The sequence below is a fragment of the Neorhizobium sp. S3-V5DH genome (assembly GCF_004343065.1).
Lineage (GTDB): Bacteria > Pseudomonadota > Alphaproteobacteria > Rhizobiales > Rhizobiaceae > Neorhizobium > Neorhizobium huautlense.
In genome coordinates this window covers 1-22,328 of sequence record NZ_SMCL01000035.1, presented here as the reverse complement: position 1 = coordinate 22,328, position 22,328 = coordinate 1, and the positions used below count along the sequence as shown (strand labels likewise).

Here is a 22,328-nt window from a genome sequence, read left to right as displayed (position 1 = left end):
GATCAGCGTTCCCCCGTAACTTTGCGGCGGATGAAATTGTTGAAGAGAACGGCCAGGAGCAGCATCGAGCCGAGGAATACCTGAAACCAATCGGAGTCGAACTTCGTGTAGGTGAGGCCGATGGACACCGAACCGAAGATGATCGCGCCGAAGAAGGCGCCAATAGCAGAGCCATAGCCGCCCGTCAGGAGACACCCGCCGATAACGGCGGCGATGATCGCCTCGAATTCCTTCTGGAAACCGCGCCGCGCATCCGTTGAGCCGGCATCGAGGACGGTGATGATGGCGACGAGAGCGGCCGCGCATGCCGTCAATGCGAACAGGCCGGTTTTGACGCGGTGAACCGGAACCCCGGAATTTCTCGCCGCATTGGGATCGCCGCCGGCGGCAAAGATCCAGTTGCCCATGCGGGTACGCAAGAGGACCCAGGTTGCAAGCAAGGCAAGCGCTGCGAACCATAGCACAGACACCGGGATCCCCGAGACCTTCGGCATGCCGTTCGGAAACTTGTCGATTAGATCCTGATCCGCAAGCCAGACAAAGGCATCCTTCAGCGCATCGCCGGAGAAGATGGCGAGCGAAGCGCTGTCTTTGACGTGCTCGCCGATGCCACGAAGCTGGGTGGAGCCGCCGGTTGCCCACTTCAGACCGACGAGCGTCAGACCCCGGAGAATGAAGAGGAAGGCCAAGGTGACGATGAAGGATGGAAGGCGCGTATGGATGACGATCTGGCCGTTGATCGCACCCATAAACGCGGCAAAAAGCATCGTTAGGACGATGGCGACGGCGAGCTGCTGCCCGAAGTTCGTCAGGAGGACGCCGAAGACCAGCCCTGCAAAGGCAACCATTGAGCCGATCGAGAGATCGAATTCGCCTCCGATCATCAGCAGTGCCGCCGCGATTGCGAGAATTCCCAATTGCGACGCCGGCGCCATGATGGTCATCAGACCGGCAAGCGAGAACATCGTCGGATCTGCCGTGAGAAAGAAGAAGACCAAGACCAGAATAAGACCTGCCACGGCCCCAAGCTCGGGTCTGCGCATCAATTGCGTCAGAAGGCTAACCGGTTTGATGCGCTCATCGACTTTCTGGGCGGCCGTCGTTTTCTGCTCGAGCAAAGCCATAGTTCCTCCCACAGTAATTGGATAGCGATGGCGCTAAACTGCAGCGCCCCTGTCAGCCCAAACCTCCTCCCCCATGGAGGAGGAGGTTTGGGGAGGATGCCTTTCGGCAATCTCGTTAGCGGATGCCCTTGGCGGAAAGATCGACCACTTGGGCGGCCTTATCCTTGGTGATCAGATTGGGGCCTGACGGGACGTTGCCACCGGGGATGAGCCCGTACTTGGCATAATTGGCCAGGAATACGACCGGCAAATAGCCCTGGAGGAACTGCTGCTGATCGATCGCGAACGCCGCCTTGCCGTCAGCTACTGCCTTCAGGAAGTCGGCAGAAAGATCGAAGGTTGCCACCCTGACCTTGCCCGCCATACCGACATCCTCGACGGCTGCCAAAGCCGGCTCGCCCGCTGTGCTGGCACCAAGCCCCATAACCGTGTCGACGGCGGAGTTGGAACTGAGCGCCGCCTTGACTTTCGCTCGCACATCGGCCGGATCGTTGCTGACCGGCAGCACCGTAACCTTGCCGCCGAAACCATCTGCAAAGCCCTTGCAGCGGAGATCCAGCGAAACATTTCCGACTTCCTGGTTCACGCACAGGCCTTCCTTGCCGCCGAGCTCCTGCAGCTTGGCGCCAGCAGCCTTGCCAGCCGTGTATTCGTCCTGTCCGACGTGCAAAAGCGCTCCCAACTCTTTTGAAACGTCGGAGCCGGAGTTAATAGAAATCACCGGAATACCGGCCGCGGCGGCTTTCTTGATAGACGGCCCGAGCGCGGAAGCATCGGGGATGGAGACAATGAGGCCATCTGGCTTCTGATTGATGGCGGCATCGATTAGCTGGCTCATCGACACCATATCGAAAGTTTCCGGCGCGCGGTAATCGACGTCGGCGCCCAGGTCTTTAGCCGCAGAGCTGACGCCGTTCTTTACGACCGACCAGAAAGGATCATTGGCCTGTCCGTGGGTGACCGCCACGATGCGCACGTCAGCAGCATTGGCAACTGTAGAAGCGCCGACGACTGCCGCGGCAAATGCGACGCCGGCCAACAGCGATTTCACACCAAATTTCATATTTCCCTCCCGAAATAGTCCGCACAATGCGGACCTCCTAATGCTACCGGTAGCAACTCCACTTGCACCCGGTAGCACCACCGCCAAATTTACTTTATTGTCGCGAGGAATCAAGTATCCATTCCATTTTATTTTTTTGTGAAATATTAATTCCATAGGAGGAGGAGGCGATCATGCGCAAACGAGCAACGGCTAAAGAGGTGGCGGAAGCTGCCGGCGTGTCAAAGTGGACGGTCATCCGCGCGTTTACGCCAGGCGCTTCCATTACGGACGCCAGCCGTCAAAAAGTGCTGCGCGCCGCCGAAGATCTGAATTACTCCCCCAATCTGCTGGCCCGCAGCCTCGCGACGAACACCACGCATCAAGTCGCCGTCTTCGTCGACGACTTTGCCAATCCTCACAAGCTCCCGGTGCTAGAGATGCTAACGGAGCGTCTGCAGGCAGAAGGTCTGTTGACTGTCTTGATCAATATCAATCGGCACTTCGATCACATTCACGCTCTAATTAACGCCGACCAGCGGCAGTTCGATGCCGTAATATTGTTTGGCACAGCCTTTCGCGAAGAAACATTGACCGATCGGCGGCTCGGCCCTGGCCTGCCGGCCATGTTCGTTCTGGCGCGAGACAGTCAGATCGCCGGTGTTCCCGCCATCGGCTGCAATACGGAGCGAGCCATTTGTGAAGTGGTTGATTACTTGGCGGAGAAAGGATATCGCCGCCCGGGCTTTATGACCGGCGTAAAGACTCTTTCGACCGCGCTCGGTCGGCGGCATCACTATGTGAACCTCTGGAAGCAGAAGGGCGTCGAAGGGATCGTTGAACTGTCTGCGTCGCGTTATAGCGCGGAGGCCGGCGGCGAGGCGGCCCGCGCTTATCTAAATAATACGCCGTCCTCGTCGCGAGTCGATGTGCTGATGTGCGAAAACGACATTCTGGCGCTTGGTGCAATGGATGTGGCCCGAAGCGAGTTTAGCCTTCGCGTTCCTGAAGATCTGGCGATTGTCGGTTTCGACAATATCGAGCCTGCCGCTGCTCCCGCTTATGATCTGACCTCTTATGAACAACCCATGAGTGAGATGGTCGACATGATAGTGGCAATGATCACTGGAAGACGCGCGGCAGAAACAGTTTCGTTGCACGGGCGTCTCGTACCAAGGCTTTCAGCCTAGCCACCGACCTGGATGTGATCTTTGATGCCGAGCCTTATGGGGAACGTCCTATTGCGCGGCCATCGCCAGAAAATAGGTTCGCTTCGAGCCGGCACCTACGGATTCCTCGCCTCTTGATCGTCGCGTATAACGGTAGTCCCATTGACAGCACGGAGTGCACCGCAGCGACGAACGGGGCCGGGTTTAGAGCGTGGGATTTGAACATTGAATCTTTGGATCCCCCATAGGATGTGATCGTGATTCACTTGGCCAGGAGGTGCTCCATGGCCAAGTCATATTCATCGGATCTTCCTTCGCGTGTCGTCGCCTATGTCGAGGCGGGTTATACCCGTCGGGCAGCGGCCCGTCGTTTTGGTGTCAGCGACAGCTTCGCGGTGAAGCTGCTGCAGCGTGTTGCCGAACACGGTACGCTGTCCCCCGGTCGGCAGGGTCGTCCCCGTGGCGGACGGCTTGCCGCGTTCGAAGACTTCCTGGTCGGCACGGTAGAAAGGCAGTCCGACATCACCATGCCTGAACTGGCGGTGCGGCTTCTTGAAGAACACACGATGAAGGCCGACCCGGCAGTACTTTCCCGGTTTCTATGCCGGTGTGGTATAAAAAAGCGCTGCTGGCGTCGCAATGCGAACGCGCTGACGTCGCCAAAGCCCGGCACAGATGGCGGCAGTCCCGCCAGCCCCGCATGCGCAATCAGCCCGGCCGCCTGGTCTTTATCGACGAAACCTCGGTCACCACAAAGATGACACGTCTGCGTGGACGAAGCCGCAAGGGAGAACGTCTTAAAGTGCATGCTCCTTTCGGTCATTGGGGCACGCTGACCTTCATCGCAGCACTGCGATGCGACGGGCTGACCGCTCCCTAGATCATCGACAAAGCCATGAACCGAGCAGCCTTCGATATTTATGTAGAGACCAGCTTGCACCGACCCTGCAAAAGGGCGACATCGTCATCCTCAACAATCTTGCCGTTCACAAGAGCGCAAAGGCGGCGCAATGCCTCAGAAACAAGGGTGCATGGTTTCTCTTCCTGCCCCCATACAGCCCCGACCTCAACCCCATCGAAATGGCATTCGCAAAGCTTAAGGCACATCTGAAAAAAGCAAAAGCCAGAACCTTCGACGCCCTGTGGCGAGCTGTCGGCGACATCTGACCCTAGCGCGTGCATTGGCGCAAGCTCTCGATCTCGGCCGAGCGCCAACCCTCTAACAGCACATTGTCCCGTCGGGCATGGGCAACGCCCTCATGGACAATTTTGGAACGGTGATTAGGCGCGAGCAGCCACTATCGATGCATCGGGGATCCCGTCAATCCTCAATCCTCGCACTGGCCCCAAAATGCAGGACGCCATTCACTGCGCTCGCCCGCCTGCAAGCGCAAATTTACCTGTGTGCCAATGCATGGGGGGCGTGTGCAACGGATCCTTCAGCTAAGGCAGTGAAAATGTCATCACACGCCCAGAGAGCGACGGTCGTCAATGACCTTGCCGTCGTTGGGAAGTTCATCGGCCGTTCGATGACGACTGCGCCGCGAATCCTGCATTCGGCTCGGATGGCGTTCGCCAGAATGTTCGCAAGACCATTGGCCTCGCCCGAATATTCAACATGCAGTGTCCGCTGGTCATGCCCTTCGTCTTCCGTAACCACTAGCCGTGCCCTGCCAATTGTATCATGCGATTTGATGATACGGGCTACCTGCGACGGATGAATGAACATCCCGCGGATCTTCGTCGTCTGGTCGGCACGCCCCATCCAGCCTCTCAAGCGCAGTGAGGTACGCCCACAAGGAGACGGTCCGGGCATTTCCGCCGAAAGGTCGCCGGTTGCAAAACGGATCAACGGATGTCGGGTTGAAAGTCGTGACAAGCACCTCACCCACCTCGCCCGGCGCCACCGGATCACCTGTGCCTGGACCGACGATCTCCACAAGCACATGTTCGTCCGTGACCATGCCATCTGAAGCGCCAGCGGTTTCGTAAGCGGTCAGGCCGAGCTCCGCCGTGCCGTAACACTGACGTGCTTCGATGCCCCGGACCGCATACCTCCCTAAGGTTCGGGAGGAAGGGACCTCCGGTAACCAGTGCCCGACGCAAGGTGGCGGCATTCTGGTCAGCCGCGTCCATGCGCTCAAGAATGATTTGCAGGAAGTCCGACGTACCGCAGCATCGCCCGATAGTACTTAAGGCGCGGGCATGCTCGCCGCAGGTGCTCGTGTAGCTCCGCCTTGAGAGCAGGATCGAGCGAGAAGCCGGGCGACCACTGACGCCAGAGGCGGTCGATGAAGGCTAGATCGCGGGCGGTGGCGATCCAGCCGCTTCCCGGCAGGACCTCACCGGCAAAGAAATCAAAGATCTGCGCAGCGTGGATGGTTTCGCCGATCGCTTCGGCAGCGTCTTGCTCTCTTCCCGCGCGAGCAGTTTTCCGAGCTCCTCCTTGCGGGCAAGGATCTCGTCGGCGGTCTTCTTCAGGATCGAATGGCGCTCTAGAATGCCCAAAGGGGGACGATGCCGGGAAAGCGGCCTTTGCGGCCGCGATGGCGGACTTGGCATTCTCGGCACGGGCATAAACGCCGACCACATCATAGGTGTTGGACGGGTTGAGGTTCTCAACGCCTTCCGTACCGACCCATTCGCCGGCAATCAGGTTCTGATGGATGGTTACAGGGGTTTCCTTTCCTCGGCAGCTCGTTCATCGCCGTGAGCGGGCCGTTCGACGCTGACCGCATATGTGCGACGCCCGCTACCGCCGACCCCATTCGAACGGCCATCTATCGTGCCCATTTCGGCCTTGGCACCGAGTTTAGAAGCGACATCGTGTAGGGGTGGCTGGGGCTGTTGAAGAGCATTTCCGTGTTGCTGTCTTCTACGACCTTGCCTTGCTGCATCACCATTATCCGGTCAGCAAACTCCCGTACGATCGGCAAGTCATGCGTGATGAAAACGTAAGACAGTCCCAGCCGACTTCGCAGATCGGCTAAAAGACCGATGACCTGCATCTGGATCGATACGTCGAGCGCTGATACGGCCTCATCGCACACGATCAGTTCCGGTTCGCTGGCGAGCGCGCGTGCAATCGCGATGCGTTGCCGCTGACCGCCGGAAAACTGGTGGGGATGGCGGTCGGCGTGTTCGCCCTTTAAGCCAACGAGCTCCAGAAGTTCCACGACCCTGTCGTTCCACCGTGCTTTAGGCAGAATGTCGCGATGAATTGCCCAAGGCTCCGAAATGATCGAGCGCACGTTCATCCGCGGGTTCATCGATCCGAAGGGATCCTGAAACACCATTTGCACGCGTCGGCGGAAGCCGTTCAGCGCCCTGCCCTCTAACGCAAAGATATCTTCGCCTGCAAACAGCGCTCTGCCTGATGTCGGCTCGTCCAGTCTGAGCAGCATGCGGGCAATACTCGACTTGCCTGAGCCGGACTCGCCAACGATACCGACCGTTTCGCCGCGATGGACAGTGAAGCTGACATCGTCCACGGCCCTGAATTCCCGCTTCGGCGAGAAAGAGCCGGCGCCGAGAACGTAGTGCTTGCTCAAGTTCTCAACCTTCAGCAAAATTTCGCCCTGGACCTCCGCGGACGGAGTTGGCTCAGTCGTCGGACTGCGGTGAGGCAGAGCTGTCATCAGTCGGCGGGTATAGGCATGGACAGGGTTGGTGAAGACATCCTGCGCCTTCCCGCTCTCAACCACCTTGCCACCGTTCATGACAATGATGCGGTCGGCCATGGCAGCGGCGACCTCAAGGTCGTGCGTGATCATGATGAGTGCCATGCCGGTTTCGCGCTGCAGGTCGCCGAGCAGCTCCAGGATCTGAGATTGTACACTGACATCAAGCGCCGTGGTGGGCTCATCGGCGATGAGAATGTCCGGTTTCAGCGCGATCGCCATGGCTATCATGACTCGCTGGCGCTGTCCGCCGGAGAATTGATGCGGATAATAATCTATCCGCCTTCCCGCGTCAGGTATGCCGACACGTTCGAGCAGCTTGGCGACTCTCTCGCGTACGTCGCCGACATCGCTATCACTATGGGCTTCGAACACCTCTGCGATCTGTCGCCCGACGGTATAAACAGGATTAAGGTAAGCCAGCGGGTCCTGGAAGATCATCGCGATACGGCGCCCGTTCAACGCACGCCGGCTTTCTTCATCGAGTTCCGTCAGGTCGATGCCATCGAACAGCAGCGCACCAGAAACAATATCACCCGGCGGGCAATCGATGAGTCCCATTACAGTTCCGGTGCTCACACTCTTACCCGATCCGCTTTCGCCGAGGATTACCAGAGTCTCGCCGGGGCAGACGTTAAAGGATACGTTGTCGACCGCACGAGCCGGATCCCCCTCCGAGAGGAAGTCAACGGTCAGGTTCTCGATCGTGAGGATGGCTTTGTCCGACGCGGTCATCGAGAGGCCTTTCGTAGCGATTGCAGGCGCCAGCGCTGAAGCGGATCCGCAACGGTCCGCGCCCAACTGGCGAGAATATTCAGGGAAAGCGTCGTCAGCAAAATTGCCAAGCCTGGCCAAAAAGCGATCCACCAAGCCGAGGCGAGATAACCACGTCCGTTGGCCACCATTGCACCCCACGTGAAATCCGGCGGTTGAATGCCAAGGCCAAGGAAGCTGAGCGAGGATTCAGCCAGGATCACGGTTGCGAAATCGATCGCTGCGATCGTTCCAAGCGTTGGCAGCACGAGTGGTGCGATGTGCCGGAACAGGATGCGGCCGGAACTAGCCCCCATTGAGCGGGCCGCGCTGACGAACATACGCTCGCGCAATTCCAAAACTTCAGCGCGTGCGGTTCTGATGAAGATCGGCATGCGGGTGATCGCCAGAACGATCACAAGGTTAATGATGCTGGGACCGAGCGTGTAAAGCACTATCAGCGCCAGAAGTAGCGACGGAAAACTCATGATCACGTCGGCAAGGCGCAGGATGAGATGGCTGTACCAGCGCTCGGAGTACCCGGCGATCAAGCCGAGCATACCGCCTGTCGCCATGGAGAAGAAGACGGCTGCTGCGGCAATGCCGAGCGTGTTTTGTGCGCCAACAATCAGCCGGGCCAGTATTGGGCGCCCAAGCGTATCGGCGCCTAGGACGTAAAGGAAACCTTGCTCCAGTGAAAAGGGTGCCAGGTTGCGCTGCCTCAGCCCAAGCTTTCCAGCAAGGTCACCGACTAATAGCGGCCCAAAAAGAACGCAGACAAGCAGCACGATGAGAAAAAGCGCCGCGCAAAGCGCCAGCTTGTCGCGCGCCAGGTAGATCGCCAGTTGCCGCAGATTTCCGGGTGACCTCACGGATGGTAAAGTGATGTCGGCCATTGTCGCCTCCCTCAATACCGAATGCGCGGATCGAGCATGACATACAGCAAATCGATCGCGATGTTGACGATGAAGATGGCGATGGCGGTGACGAGTATTGTCGATTGGACGACCGCGAAATCTCTCTGGATAATCGAATCGATCATCAGCTTGCCGATGCCCGGCCACCCGAAAATCGTTTCAACAACAACGGCACCATTGATCAATCCCGTCGCCAGATCGCCCGCGACTGTGATCACCGGAAGTAGCGAATTTCTCAGGGCGTGACCGAAGATTATCTTGTGGCGCTTCATGCCCTTCGCATGGGCAGTCTTGATGTAGGGCGAGGCAAGCGCTGAGATCATCGTTCCGCGGACCACCTGCACCAGAAGGCCGAAGGGACGCAGCATCAGCACTGCGATTGGCATAATCCAGTGCCAACCGGTTCCAGTGCCAGAGGTTGGCAGAACTCCAAGCCCAACCGCGAGGACGAGAATACCGACGATCGCGATCCAGAAGTCAGGCGTGCTGGCGCCGGCGAGCGACACAAGCCCGGCGACACGGTCAAATATGCTGCCGGGCCGCGCGGCGGCCAAAGCGCCGACGGTGATCGCAAGTGTCGTTGCCAATGCCATTGCGACAAAAGCGAGCTTCAACGTGGCCGGAAACGCTTCGAGCGCCACATCAATGGCGGACCGGTTCTGACGTAGCGATTGACCAAAATCCAATGACAGCAGGTTCTGCAGGTATTGCAGAAATTGAACATAAATAGGCTGGTCCAACCCATTTAACCTCGCAAACGCTTCTCTCGCCTCGAGGCTGGAATCGAGCGGCAGATAGAGGGCTGAGGGGTCACCTGTCAGACGAGTTAGGAAGAAGACGAGTGTCAGCAGACCGACCAGCGATATTATGCTGTGATACGCCCGCCGTCCGATGTAGCCGAGCATCATTCGGAACCTCTGGTTTCACTTGGGGTTCAGGCGAGCGCAGAAGACCTCTTCAGCGCTCGCCAAATCTATAGCGCTCAGCTCTTGAGGCCGATATTTGCGAGTGGAATCTCGCTATTGGTGGTGATATCCGGCTTCCAGTCCAACCGCGTCCCAACACGGGTGTAGCCGATCATGTGGAACATCGGAATGTCCAGAGCCAGCTCGTCATGCACCTTGTTGAAGATCGCTTTGAAACCGTTGGTGCGATCCTCTCCGGTAGCAGCCATGGCCTCGGCGATTTCCTTATCCAGCGCGGGGTCGCTGATCGTCGAATAGCTGCCTTCCGAGGTGTAGAAGATCGGGATGGTGAAAGCTGCGTCGCCCTTGTTGTTGTCGTGCATCATCTGCAGCAGGTTCGGGCCACGACCCTCAGGAAAGGGCTTCTGCAGATAACGGAGCCAGTCGTTCACATCCAGCATCGTCAGCTTCACATTCAAGCCGACATCCTGCCACATGGCCATCATGGCCTCCATGGCTTCCGTCCCGTTCGGATAGATGCCGTTGCGACCGATCAGTTCGATCTCAGTCTCGACCGGAACGCCGGCTGCCTTCGCCTCGGCAATCAGCGCGCGCGCCTGCTCGGCATCAAACGTCCATGGTGCAAGTTTATCGTCATGGCCGTTTATACCGACGACAACCATTTGCGATGCGCGCTTGGTATCGTCGCCAAAGAGCTGCGCAAGTCCTTCCCAGTCGATCGCAAGATTGAGCGCCTTGCGAATACGAACGTCGTCCAGTGGTGCAAACCCAGCATCGATGCGCAGTGCTGTCGTTTCCGAGTTGAGATAAGCAAAATCGGTTTCAGGATTGGTTGCGTCTTGGATCGCAATGGACGGCGTCAGGTCGGCCTCTCCGGTTTCGACCATGGCGGCGCGGATTGATGATTCTGGGCGCCAGACATAGGTGGCTTTTGTGATATCGGGCTTCTTGCCCCAGTAGCCGTCAAACCCTTCCAAGACGACCGTCTGCGGCGTGAAGTTCGCAAGCTTGAACGGGCCCGTGCCGACCGGATCGTTGACCGCTTTATCTGCCGGCGTGTTCGGAGACACCACCATGACCACGCTGAGCAGTGTCGGCAAGATCGGCTGCGGCGTATCCGACTTGATCTCGACGGTCAGGTCATCGACAGCCTCAACGGTGAGTTTCGCGGCGCCGAACTTGGCAATATTGCTGCAGTTCACCTTGCCACCGGTCATGCGCTCGATCGAGAATTTGACCGCCTCGGCGTTGAATGCCGCACCATCTTGAAACTTCACGCCGTCACGCAGTTTCAACTGCCAGGTGTTCGGATCTGTCTGCGTCCACTCAGTGGCAAGGCCAGGTGTTGCCTGGCCGCTCTTGGGATCGATAACCGTCAGCGGTTCGACGACGTTGCGGCTCAGAATCTGGCCGACATTGGTGATAATAGTACCACAGGGCTCAAGGTTCGCCGGCTGTTCCGGCAATACGATATTGATTTCAGACATGTTTTGCGCCGTGGCATGGCTGGCGAAACCCGCCACCACCATGGCGCTAGCGATGATACGAAAAGAATTGATAGTCATCTGCACTCCTCCCAAAAGTGAACCAATGAAATTTTAATCGTGGTCATGGACGGGTGCCGTCCTTGTGACACCCGTCGCATCTTCTCGTCAGATCCGAACTCCGTTGATCAGGTCTTGCAGCATTTCCCGTTCCTCACCCGTCAGATCGACGAGCGGCGGACGAACCGGACCTGGCGTATAGCCAACCAGATCGACCCCCGCCTTGATAATGGAGACCGGATAGCCTGCCTTTCGGTCGCGAAGCGCCGCAAAGGGAAAGAAGAATGTGTGAAGAATATCTTCCATCGCCGGACGATCGCCGGCACGCATCGCGCGATAAAACCGCTGGGCCAGTTCGGGCACGAAGTTAAATACGGCTGAGGAATAGGTGGTGACGCCGACGCCGTTGAAACCCTCGGCGAAAAGTTCGTGTGTCGGCATACCACCGATGTAGGTGAGCCGGTCGCCCAGCTTGGCAGTCACATGCCGCACGAGATCCACCCTACCGGTGCCATCCTTAAAGCCAATCAGATTAGGGCAAGCATCCGCCAAGCGCGCGACCGTATCTGCGTTGGCTACGGAATTTGCACGATTGTAAAGGATTACTCCGAGGTCTGTTGAATCGCAGACGGCTTTAACGTGAGCGTAAATCCCGTCCTGCGGCGCCTCCGTTAGATAATGCGGCAGCAGAAGGATCCCATCTGCACCAGCCTTCTCTGCAACCGCTGCGGTCTCAAATGCAAGAGACGCTCCATACCCACATCCCGCGATGATCGGCACGTTGCCGGACACGTCCTTAGCGGCCCTCGTCACCTCACCAACTTCGGTTGGCGAAAGGGAAAAGAACTCGCCTGTTCCGCCAGCAGCAAAAAGAGCGGCCGCCTCGTAGCCGGACAGCCATTCGACGTGACGTCGATAGCTATCAAGATTAAGCTTGTAGTCTGGGGTGAAGTGCGTGACTGGGAAGGACAGAAGCCCAGAACCTACACGCGATTTGATTTCTTCAGGGGACAACGAACTTTCTCCCACGCTGCGAGCTTTGCGATGGGAAAAGTCATATGACGACTTTTGAGATGAGTCAATCTAACTCATCTTTTTTTGGGAGCTCCCCCATGACGTCAATGAGCGATAACGCTTAATGCCTGTCACCAGATGCAGTCGCATCGCCTCTCGTGCCCGGTCGGGATCTCGCGCGAGGATAGCCTCTGCGATGCCTCGATGCTCTTCGAGTATCGGGGCATCCCTATTGGGCAGAGGGTCAACGCCGCCCATGACGGTCCGGAACTTCACACGTGGAATCATGCGTCTGCCCACATGCTCAAGGAACGTTCTGAAACGGGCGTTATTTGTCGCCGCTGCAATCGCCATGTGAAACTGGAAGTCGGCCTCATCCGTCGGCTTCCCATCTGCAACGAGACTTGAAAACCGCTCTACTTGAGTTTGGATTTCAGCCTCCTGAGCCGGTGAGCTTCGCATTGCCGCAAGGCCTGCCGCCTCTACCTCTATCCCGATGCGCAGCTCCAACTCCTCGATGATATCAGAGATCTTGTCGGTCTCCCCTGTAAACAGACGAAGACCTGTATCGGACTGCCGCTGGCCTACAACAAATACGCCCGAGCCCTGCCGTGATTCGACAAGATTGTCGGCTCTTAGAGCAGCGATGGCCTCCCGGACAACAGTCCGGCTTACCCCGAACTTTTCTGTTAACGCAGGTTCGGTAGGCAGCTTGTCTCCGGTCGCGTAGTAGCCTGCCTCGATCTGGGCCCTGAGTGCGTCTTCGACCCCCGCAGATAAAGATCTGCGACCACCTGAGCGTTTTGGTTCAGCCATGCCCCACCCTTCATTGATCTCAATTCATCACATATTCATAGCACGTCTGGTGATGTTTTGCGATCACCACGAGCAGCTGTTTATGCAGCCCGTTTCACCGCAAGTTCTATCGTTTAAGGCGGAGGTGTCTGCGTGACCGGAGTCTCATTACCCACGAGATGAAATTTTGGGGCCCCAGGTGGCACCACCTCGGAAGCGCCCCGGTGCGACCTACTCACAATGGTGAATTTTGGCGCAGATCATGTCCTAGAAGCGAAGTTGATTGCTGAAATCAGCATCACATCGTCTTGAAGGGATACGAACTGTCGACTTGCCATTTCTTCGAATGCGAACCCGTAGAAAAACGCGCAAGATCAAGCACCCGGCACATTTGGAATGTCCGGATGGGGGCCGGAAGCGAACTGGCCGCTGCTGTACTCTTAGGCCCACTGACGGAAATTTCTTGCAGGATGAGTTAAGCTGAGCTTTGCGTCTAACATGGTTCACTTGCTCGTATGGGTCTCGCGGAAAAGTCGCGGCGTCACGCCGAAGCGTCTTTGGAAGACCCGCGTGAAGCGTGCGACCGGCACAAGCCCCACCTGTCTTGCGATTTCCTTCAACGGAAGTTTTTGGGCGAGCAAGATACGCGCCGCATCCAGCCGTACGGTCTCGATATATTGTGCCGGCGTCTCGCCTATCGCGGCGACAAACCGTCTGTGAAACGTCCTCTCCGAGAGGCCAACCTTGGCCGCAAGCCTCGGCACATCCAGCGCGGCATCGAGATTGGCCTGTGCCCACACCAGAAGATCGTCAAAGGGACCATCGGCCTTCGCCTGGGCACGCAGCAGCGGGCTGAACTGAGACTGGTAGCCAGGACGACGTGCGTAGAGGACGAGGCGCTTGGCGACCCGGCTTGCAATCGCGCTGCCGAGATCCTCGCTGATCATGGCAAGGGCCATGTCAATACCGGTGGTCACTCCGGCCGATGTCCAGACGTTGCCGTCGATGACATAAAGCGCATCGGCGTCGACCGTAAGGGAGGGGTAGAGTCGCGCAAGCGGTTCGCAGGCGCTCCAATGTGTGGCAACACGCTTGCCGTTCACAAGTCCCGCCGCTGCGAGCACAAAAGTGCCGGCGCAAACCGACCCGATACGCCTAACGGAAGAGGCGCTCTGCGACAACCACCGCCTTAATGCCGGCGTCTGGGCTGCTGCGGTAACCGCGCCGGCCTCCGCTCCGGCGACCAGGATTGTATCTACGGCCCGTGGCCCCTGCGTCAATACTTTGGTTTCGACGACGACACCGCTGCTGCTCTGCACCGCACCACCATTCGGCGAGGCCAAATGCACGGCATAGTATGCAGGCATTCCGTCCTCTGAGAGAGCGTGATTGGCGGATGCGAAAACGGACGCCGGGCCGGTCGCATCTAGCAATTCGAAGTCCTGATAAACAGCGATGACTATATGATGCAGCACTGGCAGAAATTACCATATTTTTGTCATTCCTGCCAACTCTCTGCGCCTGCTAGTGTTTACACGGGCGGGCGGCAAGGACCACGCCACTGCAAGGAGGAGCACTGATGACTGAAGCGTCAAAGTCGGCGTCCGAATCCCGCACGTCGGGCTGGCGGTCGATACAATGGTGGCCGGCGGCTATCGGCATGGCATTCGCGGCGTTCGTGTCGATCGATCTGCTCAATGGTTCGGAGCGCGGCACCGACCTGGCTGCGATCGTGGTGGCCTCCGGCCTCGTATACCTGGCAGCGGCTGCCTTGGAGATTCCATGGGTTTCCTGGCCGGTATTCCTGCTGTCGGTGGTCGTGATCACCCTCGCAAGGCTCGGCCTCATACCGTTCGATGCGGCATCGGCGATGTTGATCGTCGCCGCCATAGTTGCGGTCTATGGCGTCGTCCGCGCTCTGAGACGCCCGAATCGCGAATTGCCGCTGCAAGCCATCGCAATGATCGTCTTCGGCGGTTTGGCCACCGTCGCCCTCTTCATCAGTCCTTTTGTGGGAGCGCTGCTGGTAGCGGCGGGGCTGGTCGCACATGCCGGCTGGGATGTCTACCACCACGTCAATAACAAGGTCGTCGTACGATCGATGGCCGAGTTCTGCTGCGTGCTGGACACAGTTCTCGCGATCGTCGTCGTCTTGGCGACACTGGCGGGCTAAGACGGCGCCCTGCCGTACGTTGCGACATCGGGGTTGATCTGGACGCGCTCGCCCTGCGCCCCCCTTGGACCAGTCCGGGCTGTTGGGTCTGCTGTGACGCAACCTTGTCAAGGTGCTGACGCCGCTGTGTCCGCTTCCGGAGGACTGGAAGAGACAGCGGAACGACCGTGATGGGGGGCACCTCAGTCGTTCGCGTTTTGGGTCACGGCCGGCTAATGCATGTTCAGGCAAAGTTCGATTTCGGTGATGCTTTTCCCGTCCAACAGGGCGATCTCGGCGTGGTTTTTGCCCAGAAACACCCCGGCGCAAGCACCTCGTCTCGAACGGGCAGCATTTTTATCTTTGTTGCGATGTGGAACTTATGAGACCTGTGCGCGGACAGGTTTTCCGATTGGACTTTCCTGTGTTTTCTCAGGCTGGCTGCGATATGCGATGACCTTTGTCGTCCCGATGTGTCTTGGTTATCCGCTGAGACAACCAAACCGTGACTGGCCAGTGTTTGATCAACGGTCGGACCGAACCAGCGCTCTCTCGCAGCGTCACCACCTGCCATGGCGTTGGCCTGTAGCTGAACGACCTCCCGCCACGCCCTGGGACTACCCGGGTCGTCCTCGAACGATGCCACAAGCTGTTTGTAGACCTCACCTGCCAGGGCTTGAATTTGCTTGTGAGAAAGCTGCTTCGGCCCGTCCCGAAGAGATTGCCACATGCCATCGAGATAGAGGCTTACCTGAGCTTGGCGCTCTTTGGCTTCACGTTGGTCGCGTGTGCGCAGCGAGACCGTAATCTCCATAGCCTTTGTACCAACGACGGTTTGGAAGACCTCGTCCCCCACAGGAATGGCGAGAGATGCGCCTCGAGCTTTGCTCAAGACATCCTGCGGAATACGCTTTCTGAATTGAATGAAGGAGGTACCGGGACGCCGCATTGGGGAAGCCATCTGATATGCACTGTGTATCACCCGTGTGTAGCAGTGGGTGAGCGAATTACTCAGAAATATCAGAAAGATGAACGTAATCAATACGTTCTGAATGGAATGGTGCCCAGAAGAGGACTCGAACCTCCACACCCTTTCGGGTACCAGCACCTGAAGCTGGCGCGTCTACCAATTCCGCCATCTGGGCGACGGAGAGCCATGTACGGGCGTGGCTCTTCGCTGTCAACTGGCTTTTTGAAGTTTCCATGTCAGTCATGGAAAAACCTTCGCCGTCGACCGATAAGACCGTCAGGCCCCGCCGCCTTCCTCCGCTGTACGATCCAGATGACCAAGGTCGCGATCGGGATCGATGACATCGCGAATACGCTGCTTCAACTCCTTCGGACCGGGGAACCCGCCATCGCGCTTGCGCTCCCAGATCAATTCATCATCGATCCGGATTTCGAAATTGCCGCCAGTTCCCGGAATAAGCGCCACCTCGCCGAGCGAGTCGGTAAAGGTCTGCAAGAGTTCCTGTGCCATCCACCCGGCCCGCAATAGCCAGTTGCATTGCGTGCAGTACAGAATGGTAATGCGCGGTTTTTTCATTGGATTCACCTTTCATGGCTTTTCAAATCAATCTCACAATATTGTCACCTATAAAAGTCAAGTTTTGAACGCGGACATCTCGACACGGACTGCTCCTCCGTCAATTTGTGGCGCGACGCATCATGTCCCATAACCAATCAAAGAGGTCCTCCCATGGCTCTCCAGTCCACGACACGCTCACGCCTTATCATTCCGGCACTTTCCCCTGTCTATACCTCCGCCCACGAGATCGTTGAAACCCTGTTGCGGGTGACCGCGGGTGTGCTGCTTGTTACGCACGGATTCGGAAAGATCACCAATCCGTTCGGCGCCGTCGGCATGGTGGAAAGCCTCGGCTTCTATCCAGGCGTCTTCTGGTCGCCGCTTCTGGCGGCGACCGAGTTCTTCGGCGGAATATTCATCGCCATCGGCCTCTTCACCCGCCCAGCATCCTTTGCGGCGATGATCGTGCTGCTGGTCACGGTCTACTTCCATGGAATCGTCCGTGCCGAGGGTCTTGCTGGCGCAGAAAAATCCATCCTCTGGGCCGCGATCTTCCTGTTCTTTGCGCTCCGCGGCGGCAACCGCCATTCCGTCGACGCCAGACTCAGCCGCACGTTCTGATCGCTCGACCAGGCTGAGCGGACTCCGCTCAGCTTTTCCCTTCCAGCGCCAGCCGCACCACGGTGCCGAGATCCGCGTCGCTATGGCCGAGCGCGGCCGCTTGCCTGAAACTTACACAAGCCGCTTCGATCACCGGTATTGCGACGCCGAGACGACCGGCAACGTCAAAGACCACATCCATATCCTTTAGCACGCCCGAGACGGGAAAGCCGACAGCTTCCGTCTGACCGAGGATGACCGGCAGCCTCGATTTCATCGCCGGGCTGGCTGCAGGGCTGCCGGACAGGATCTCGATCATTTTTTCGGCCGAAAGACCGGCTTTGCCACCAAGCTGGATCGCTTCCTTCATGGTCTGCCAGAGCCCCATCAACATCATGTTGTTGATGAGCTTTGCCGATGCGCCGTCACCCAGCATGCCGACATGCAGGACCCTGTTCGACAAAACCTCAGCGATCGGCTGAAAGCGCCGAAAATTGTCATCCGCACCGCCGATATAGAAGCCGGCCGTCCCAGCAAGCAACGTCTCCGGCCCCCCGGCAATCGGCGCGTCCAGAAGCGCCGCTTGCTTTTGTTCCATCATCGCCTGATGGGTGCGCAGCACCTCGGGACTAACCGTACTCGTATCAACGATCAGTTTCCGGGCGGGATCGGCAGATGCAATCTCGTCGAGCACGGCATGCACAGCTGCCTCGTTGAGGAGGGCGAGAATGATGATGTCCGAGGCAGCCGACAGGCGGGCCAAGTCGCCTGCCGCAGCAATTCCAAGCGTGGAAGCCTTTTGTTGCGAAAGGCCGCTGCGGCTCCAGCCGGTTACGGAGAAGCCCTGCTTGGCAAGCCGCTCCGCCATGGCGCTGCCCATACGTCCCAAGCCAACGATCCCGATCCGCTCCTTTGACATCCTTTTATCCCCGTTGAATGCGACCTTGAGGGAGTTAAAGCAGAACCGGCCGTTTGCGTCTTCCTCATTTTCGTTTGCAGGCTAAGGGCACGATAATTCATGATAGGGTCACCGTGTTTCAGGGAGCAGAAGCCATATGGACGAGATCTTTGAGGGCAGTTGTTTCTGCGGCAGAATCCACTACCGCATGCGCGGACGGCCGATGTTCATCCATTGCTGCCACTGTACCGATTGCCAGCAACAGACCGGCGGCGCCTTTGCCATCAACGCGCTGATCGAGGCCGAGCGCGTCGTTATCGTCAAGGGCGAGCCGGTTGCCGTCACGATGGCGACAGACAGCGGTCATCCGCATGATATCTACCGGTGTCCTCAATGCCAGACGGCGCTCTGGAGCGATTACGGCCGTCGTCGAGGGATGTTTTTCATTCGTGTTTCGACTCTGAACCGGCGAGCGGAATTCAAGCCCGACGTCCATATCTTCACCCGTTCGAAAGTGCCCTGGGTAAGGCTGCCGGACGATGCTGATGTCTTCGAGGAATATTACAGTACCAAAGCGCTTTGGCCGCCGGAGAGCCTTGCACGGCGTGAGGCTGCGCGGCTCAAGGCCGGCGCAGAGCGATAAAAGGCTCCCGCTATTCCTCGGGAGCCTTTGCATGCGACGTGCAGGTTATTCAATGGGTGCGGGGATCGGCACGCCCATCGCCACTGGAGCGCCGATAAGGTTTCGCTTCCTCGACGATGCGTTCTTTGGCGACATCGTGAACGTCGGAGGCAACTGCCGCTGCCTTTTCATAGACGTCGGACGCCACCTCCTCAGCCTTGTCACGAACATCGGATGCCTTGGCGGCTATTTGTTCACGCATATCGTCGGACATTTCTCCCATCATTTCATCTTCTCGACGCGTGTTGGGAAGAGCCGCACCGATTGCCGCGCCAAGCGCAAATGCCAAGGCGCCTCCAATCAATGGCTGGTCCCTGAAGTGGTTCAGGATGGCGCTGTTCATATCAGAGGCTTGATCTCTTAGCGCGTCGGTTCTCGACATCGTGCCGTCCCGGACGGACCGGAAGCTCGCGGCCACGGAACCACTCGCCTGGGATGCAGTCGCACCCATGCGTCGCCACGTCTTGGCCACCCACCCGGAGGCCTCGTCAAAGAGCCTGCCGGTTTCGTCGCGTATGTCATGGATCTGCTGGCCGGCGGCGTCGGCAAAACCGCGATAGGTCCGGCCGGCGTCATCCATGAAGTGTCCTGCTCGCCGGCCGGTCTCATCCGTCAGGGCCTTGAACCGGCTGCCCCCTTCGTCGGCAAAATGGCTGTAGCGATATTCCCCATCGATCTGTACCGGGCCGGTGCGGCGGACAGGTCCCTGGACCGGCGCGAGAGGATAGTTCTCTTCCTCGTAATCAGACTGGTCCGTCTGTGCAGTTCTTGAACCTGCCGGGTTTGCCATCAGCCAGGCCATGCCGACGCCCATCAACGCGACGGGAATAGGATTGGTCTTCACGGCATTGCCGAGATTGGCGACATATTCGCCGCCACCGCTGGACTTTGCCCAGCCCAGCGCTTCATCAAGCAACTGTCCTGGAGACATTTTGGCCTGAATGGCGTTCATCCGTTCTTCGATACGGCGGCGATCCTCATCGATCTCCCGTTCGAGCGCTTCGGCCTTGGCGTTATCAGAAATGTGAACCATCACACACGCTCCTTGATCATCTGGGCGTCCCGGCGAAGCGAGGACGAGGTACGATCCAGTTTGAGATTTTCGCCACGCAGGGTGGCAAGGCCTTTGGAAATCATCATCCATGCCGCAAGTGCGACAAGCACTCCGACAATGACGGAGGACAGCGCATCGGCGCCGGGTTCAGCCATTCCGCGGGAAACGAAAAATGCGGTTAGCCCCCTAACGAGGGCGGCCAGGAGGACGCCGACTGCGGCGATGGCGAAAATCACGCCGGCCGCGAATGCCTCTACGCCGGTCAGCGCGGACGACATCTTTGCCGAAGCTTCCGTCTTGGCCAGAGTAATTTCCTTGCGGAACAGGCCGGTGATATCGGTCACCAGGTCCCGTACCAGTTCCGGAAGGGGGCGATTGTCGAAGCTGTTAGCCATTGTGGGTGCCTCCTGTCTGATAACCCGTACCAAAATTTGTGCCCGTCCCGGTGGTAGCGGGAGAGGTGAGCGCGGATTGCGATCTGGTAACGCTTGCCTCATCGCTGCGTGAGGTCTTCGGCTGTGCGTGGCGATCTGCGGATGCAGTCAGAAAGCGGCTAGCGGCAAAACCGGCAAGCGCTGCGATCCCGAGGAAAGCTGCCGGGTTCCGGCGACCAAATTCCTCCGCCATTCCAGCGATCTCACCGATATCCTTGCCCTTGATATCATCTGCAAAGCGCTGCACGCTTGAGCCGATCTGCTTTGCGTAACGCCCGACAGCCGCTTGGTCGCCTTGCTGCAGTTCGTCGCCAACCTTGCCGATGGCCGCGGCGATGCCACCGACCCGCTCAGCGGCAAAGTCCTTTTGACCGGCTGCTGCTTGCTTTGCCTTTTCAGTTGCCTGGCTGATTTCAACGCGGGCAGCTGACTTGGCCCCACGCAAATCCTCCCTGGCCTTGTCCACGATTCCGGCCCCAGCGCCCTGCCGAGATTCCATCCCGGGTCCGGAGCCCTGGCCGGATTGCGGGGTCGGAATATCCCTGGCCGGATTGCCGGCGTCCGCATACGGAGATTCGGGTTGAGGACCTTTTGTGAGATTAAGGTCACGTTCTGTCATTGGTCTCTCCCAGTGTTCTAAGACAGGATCGGCGGATTACCGTCTGTGCGATGTCTACCCAACCACCCTGTTAGGAAGTTGTTCCCACCAGGCCTGACAAGCCGCTGCAGCCGTTGGTGTTTCCCCAAGCGGGAATAAGAGAGAATTCAAGGGCCGGTAATTAAGATTGCATTCAGTGTTTTCCGGTAATTTTCCATTAGGTATTCCGTCGGCAGACGGGATGAGACTCCGGTTTATGTTGCGTACGGGTTGTCATGCGTCTAACGGTCTTGCCACTTTTCATCGCTGGCTTCGCACTTGCTGGCTGCACGTCCAGCTCAGGCTCGGAAAGCGCCGCTTCGGGCGTCGCCGCCAAGGAAACAACCGGCTCGGTCGTCCAACCGGCAGCGCCAGTGCCATCGGTCGGCGTCGGCAAGACCTCTCGAGTCGGCTCTCAGGCGCCACAAGCGGAGACGCTTGCGTGGTCTACCCCGGCACCAGGACCGCAGGCCTTCGTCCGCGAAACAACGGTCGGGATGCCGCTTCCCACGGAACGACCCGTTGCCACGCTGATGCCTGAAAGCCCCGCGATCGAACCGGCGCCGGGGCGCGGACGCATGCAGATCTACAGCCGCCGCTTTCGCGATGCCAAACCGATCAACTTCGGACGCGTCTCGCCGAAGGATTACGCCGTTCACGGCGTCGACGTATCGCGCTGGCAGGGCGATATCGACTGGACGAAACTCCGCATGCAAGGGGCGAATTTCGCCTATATCAAAGCGACCGATGGCGGCGACCATCTTGATCCGATGTTCAGGACGAATTGGCGCCGTGCCAAGGAAGCCGGCCTGAAACGCGGCGCCTACCACTTCTTCTACTGGTGCCGCACGGCGGGCGAGCAGGCGGAGTGGTTCATCCGCAACGTGCCGAGGGATCCGGACGCGCTGCCGCCGGTCATCGACGTGGAGTGGAACGGCGAATCCCGCTGCAAGCAACGCCTTGCGCGAAAGCGCGTGCTGGAGAAGATGCAGGTCTTCATGGATATGCTCGAACGTCACTACGGCCGGCGCCCGATCATCTATACGGCACCCGATTTCTACGAGGACAACCTCTCGGGCGAATTCCTGAACTACCCCTTCTGGCTGCGCGCCGTTGCCCAGCATCCCTCCAAGGTCTATCCGGGCCGCAAATGGGTCTTCTGGCAGTATTCCGGTTCGGGCCTGTCACACGGCGTCGACGGCAAGATCGACCTCAATGTGTTCCATGGCAGCGTAGAGCAGTGGCACAACTGGATCTCGCCGAGAACCGCGATGGCACAAAACTAAAGCAACGGTGTTAGGTGTCAATCGCGTTAGCGTGGTGTTCCCGCATTCTTGCGTTGAGGATGATGATCATCTTTCGCATGACGGCGACGAGCG

The 22,328-nt window shown here is 58.4% G+C and carries 23 protein-coding genes, 1 tRNA gene and 1 pseudogene; 8 read left to right on the top strand and 17 right to left on the bottom strand.

Features of this window, described 5'->3' with window-relative positions:
* Nucleotides 1-2: 2 nt before the first annotated feature.
* Both EDE09_RS26955 and EDE09_RS26950 read right to left on the bottom strand, forming a co-directional pair.
* Complete coding sequence (locus EDE09_RS26955) at nucleotides 3-1,124, bottom strand: ABC transporter permease (RefSeq protein ID WP_105374825.1); 1,122 nt, start codon at nucleotides 1,122-1,124, stop codon at nucleotides 3-5.
* Nucleotides 1,125-1,239: 115 nt separating this feature from the next.
* The gene (locus EDE09_RS26950; RefSeq protein ID WP_105374824.1) at nucleotides 1,240-2,187 is read right to left on the bottom strand and encodes a sugar ABC transporter substrate-binding protein; all 948 of its coding nucleotides are present in this window, start codon (nucleotides 2,185-2,187) and stop codon (nucleotides 1,240-1,242) included.
* A 173-nt stretch (nucleotides 2,188-2,360) separates the two neighbouring features.
* Between EDE09_RS26950 and EDE09_RS26945 the strand changes: the two genes are divergently transcribed.
* The 4 genes from EDE09_RS26945 to EDE09_RS26935 all read left to right on the top strand — a co-directional run bounded on the left by EDE09_RS26945 (nucleotide 2,361) and on the right by EDE09_RS26935 (nucleotide 5,308).
* Nucleotides 2,361-3,356, top strand: a complete 996-nt coding sequence (locus EDE09_RS26945) for a LacI family DNA-binding transcriptional regulator (protein ID WP_105374823.1) — start codon at nucleotides 2,361-2,363, stop codon at nucleotides 3,354-3,356.
* Between the two features lie 263 nt (nucleotides 3,357-3,619).
* A complete protein-coding gene (locus tag EDE09_RS28780) occupies nucleotides 3,620-4,096 on the top strand; it encodes a hypothetical protein (protein ID WP_245423023.1) in 477 nt (158 codons plus the stop codon).
* A gap of 94 nt (nucleotides 4,097-4,190) precedes the next feature.
* On the top strand, nucleotides 4,191-4,502 hold the full coding sequence (locus tag EDE09_RS28775) for a transposase (RefSeq protein ID WP_245423025.1): 312 nt from the start codon (nucleotides 4,191-4,193) through the stop codon (nucleotides 4,500-4,502).
* A gap of 554 nt (nucleotides 4,503-5,056) precedes the next feature.
* Nucleotides 5,057-5,308 carry a hypothetical protein gene (locus tag EDE09_RS26935; RefSeq protein WP_132413443.1) on the top strand — a complete coding sequence of 84 codons (252 nt, stop codon included), beginning with the start codon at nucleotides 5,057-5,059 and terminating at the stop codon, nucleotides 5,306-5,308.
* 368 nt (nucleotides 5,309-5,676) lie between these two features.
* Here the strand turns inward: EDE09_RS26935 and EDE09_RS26925 are convergent.
* The 8 genes and pseudogenes from EDE09_RS26925 to EDE09_RS26890 all read right to left on the bottom strand — a co-directional run.
* Nucleotides 5,677-6,003 (bottom strand): annotated as a pseudogene (locus tag EDE09_RS26925) (aldehyde dehydrogenase family protein); the annotation flags it as partial.
* A gap of 112 nt (nucleotides 6,004-6,115) precedes the next feature.
* Nucleotides 6,116-7,750 carry an ABC transporter ATP-binding protein gene (locus tag EDE09_RS26920; RefSeq protein ID WP_105374821.1) on the bottom strand — a complete coding sequence of 545 codons (1,635 nt, stop codon included), beginning with the start codon at nucleotides 7,748-7,750 and terminating at the stop codon, nucleotides 6,116-6,118.
* Nucleotides 7,747-8,664 (bottom strand): ABC transporter permease, encoded by a 918-nt coding sequence (locus EDE09_RS26915; protein WP_105374820.1) that lies wholly within the window; start codon nucleotides 8,662-8,664, stop codon nucleotides 7,747-7,749. The genes EDE09_RS26920 and EDE09_RS26915 overlap by 4 nt, the downstream gene beginning before the upstream one ends.
* A gap of 11 nt (nucleotides 8,665-8,675) precedes the next feature.
* Nucleotides 8,676-9,590, bottom strand: coding sequence for an ABC transporter permease (locus tag EDE09_RS26910; protein ID WP_207914890.1), 915 nt, complete (start codon nucleotides 9,588-9,590; stop codon nucleotides 8,676-8,678).
* 77 nt (nucleotides 9,591-9,667) lie between these two features.
* Nucleotides 9,668-11,176 (bottom strand): ABC transporter substrate-binding protein, encoded by a 1,509-nt coding sequence (locus EDE09_RS26905; RefSeq protein ID WP_105374818.1) that lies wholly within the window; start codon nucleotides 11,174-11,176, stop codon nucleotides 9,668-9,670.
* Between the two features lie 87 nt (nucleotides 11,177-11,263).
* A complete protein-coding gene (gene kdgD, locus EDE09_RS26900) occupies nucleotides 11,264-12,169 on the bottom strand; it encodes a 5-dehydro-4-deoxyglucarate dehydratase (RefSeq protein ID WP_105374817.1) in 906 nt (301 codons plus the stop codon).
* 69 nt (nucleotides 12,170-12,238) lie between these two features.
* Nucleotides 12,239-12,985 carry a FadR/GntR family transcriptional regulator gene (locus EDE09_RS26895; protein WP_105374816.1) on the bottom strand — a complete coding sequence of 249 codons (747 nt, stop codon included), beginning with the start codon at nucleotides 12,983-12,985 and terminating at the stop codon, nucleotides 12,239-12,241.
* A 482-nt stretch (nucleotides 12,986-13,467) separates the two neighbouring features.
* A complete protein-coding gene (locus EDE09_RS26890; protein ID WP_245505251.1) occupies nucleotides 13,468-14,439 on the bottom strand; it encodes a helix-turn-helix domain-containing protein in 972 nt (323 codons plus the stop codon).
* A 104-nt stretch (nucleotides 14,440-14,543) separates the two neighbouring features.
* On the opposite strand from EDE09_RS26890, the gene EDE09_RS26885 reads away from it, so the two are divergent.
* Nucleotides 14,544-15,137: a hypothetical protein gene (locus EDE09_RS26885; RefSeq protein WP_112803151.1), complete on the top strand. Its 594-nt coding sequence runs from the start codon at nucleotides 14,544-14,546 to the stop codon at nucleotides 15,135-15,137.
* A 223-nt stretch (nucleotides 15,138-15,360) separates the two neighbouring features.
* Here EDE09_RS26885 and EDE09_RS26880 read toward each other — a convergent pair whose 3' ends face one another.
* From EDE09_RS26880 to EDE09_RS26870, 3 genes are all read right to left on the bottom strand, one after another.
* A complete protein-coding gene (locus EDE09_RS26880; protein WP_170109050.1) occupies nucleotides 15,361-16,065 on the bottom strand; it encodes a DUF6538 domain-containing protein in 705 nt (234 codons plus the stop codon).
* A 109-nt stretch (nucleotides 16,066-16,174) separates the two neighbouring features.
* Nucleotides 16,175-16,261: transfer RNA gene (locus EDE09_RS26875), tRNA-Leu, on the bottom strand.
* A 101-nt stretch (nucleotides 16,262-16,362) separates the two neighbouring features.
* Nucleotides 16,363-16,662: a SelT/SelW/SelH family protein gene (locus EDE09_RS26870; protein WP_105371031.1), complete on the bottom strand. Its 300-nt coding sequence runs from the start codon at nucleotides 16,660-16,662 to the stop codon at nucleotides 16,363-16,365.
* A gap of 153 nt (nucleotides 16,663-16,815) precedes the next feature.
* Here EDE09_RS26870 and EDE09_RS26865 point away from each other — a divergent pair, with 153 nt between their 5' ends.
* Nucleotides 16,816-17,265 carry a DoxX family protein gene (locus tag EDE09_RS26865; RefSeq protein ID WP_105371056.1) on the top strand — a complete coding sequence of 150 codons (450 nt, stop codon included), beginning with the start codon at nucleotides 16,816-16,818 and terminating at the stop codon, nucleotides 17,263-17,265.
* Between the two features lie 28 nt (nucleotides 17,266-17,293).
* Here EDE09_RS26865 and EDE09_RS26860 read toward each other — a convergent pair whose 3' ends face one another.
* On the bottom strand, nucleotides 17,294-18,163 hold the full coding sequence (locus tag EDE09_RS26860) for an NAD(P)-dependent oxidoreductase (protein ID WP_105371030.1): 870 nt from the start codon (nucleotides 18,161-18,163) through the stop codon (nucleotides 17,294-17,296).
* 136 nt (nucleotides 18,164-18,299) lie between these two features.
* On the opposite strand from EDE09_RS26860, the gene EDE09_RS26855 reads away from it, so the two are divergent.
* The gene (locus EDE09_RS26855) at nucleotides 18,300-18,785 is read left to right on the top strand and encodes a GFA family protein (RefSeq protein WP_132413437.1); all 486 of its coding nucleotides are present in this window, start codon (nucleotides 18,300-18,302) and stop codon (nucleotides 18,783-18,785) included.
* 49 nt (nucleotides 18,786-18,834) lie between these two features.
* On the opposite strand, the gene EDE09_RS26845 is transcribed toward EDE09_RS26855, so the two are convergent.
* From EDE09_RS26845 to EDE09_RS26835, 3 genes are read right to left on the bottom strand one after another with little or no spacing between them, the layout of a single operon-like run.
* The gene (locus tag EDE09_RS26845) at nucleotides 18,835-19,857 is read right to left on the bottom strand and encodes a DUF3618 domain-containing protein (protein WP_105371028.1); all 1,023 of its coding nucleotides are present in this window, start codon (nucleotides 19,855-19,857) and stop codon (nucleotides 18,835-18,837) included.
* The gene (locus tag EDE09_RS26840; protein WP_105371027.1) at nucleotides 19,857-20,273 is read right to left on the bottom strand and encodes a phage holin family protein; all 417 of its coding nucleotides are present in this window, start codon (nucleotides 20,271-20,273) and stop codon (nucleotides 19,857-19,859) included. The genes EDE09_RS26845 and EDE09_RS26840 overlap by 1 nt, the downstream gene beginning before the upstream one ends.
* Entirely contained in the window at nucleotides 20,266-20,931 is a 666-nt protein-coding gene (locus EDE09_RS26835; protein ID WP_105371026.1) for a nutrient deprivation-induced protein, read from the bottom strand. Before EDE09_RS26835 ends, EDE09_RS26840 begins: the two co-directional genes overlap by 8 nt.
* A gap of 254 nt (nucleotides 20,932-21,185) precedes the next feature.
* Between EDE09_RS26835 and EDE09_RS26830 the strand changes: the two genes are divergently transcribed.
* The gene (locus tag EDE09_RS26830) at nucleotides 21,186-22,235 is read left to right on the top strand and encodes a GH25 family lysozyme (protein ID WP_105371025.1); all 1,050 of its coding nucleotides are present in this window, start codon (nucleotides 21,186-21,188) and stop codon (nucleotides 22,233-22,235) included.
* Nucleotides 22,236-22,328: the final 93 nt, after the last annotated feature.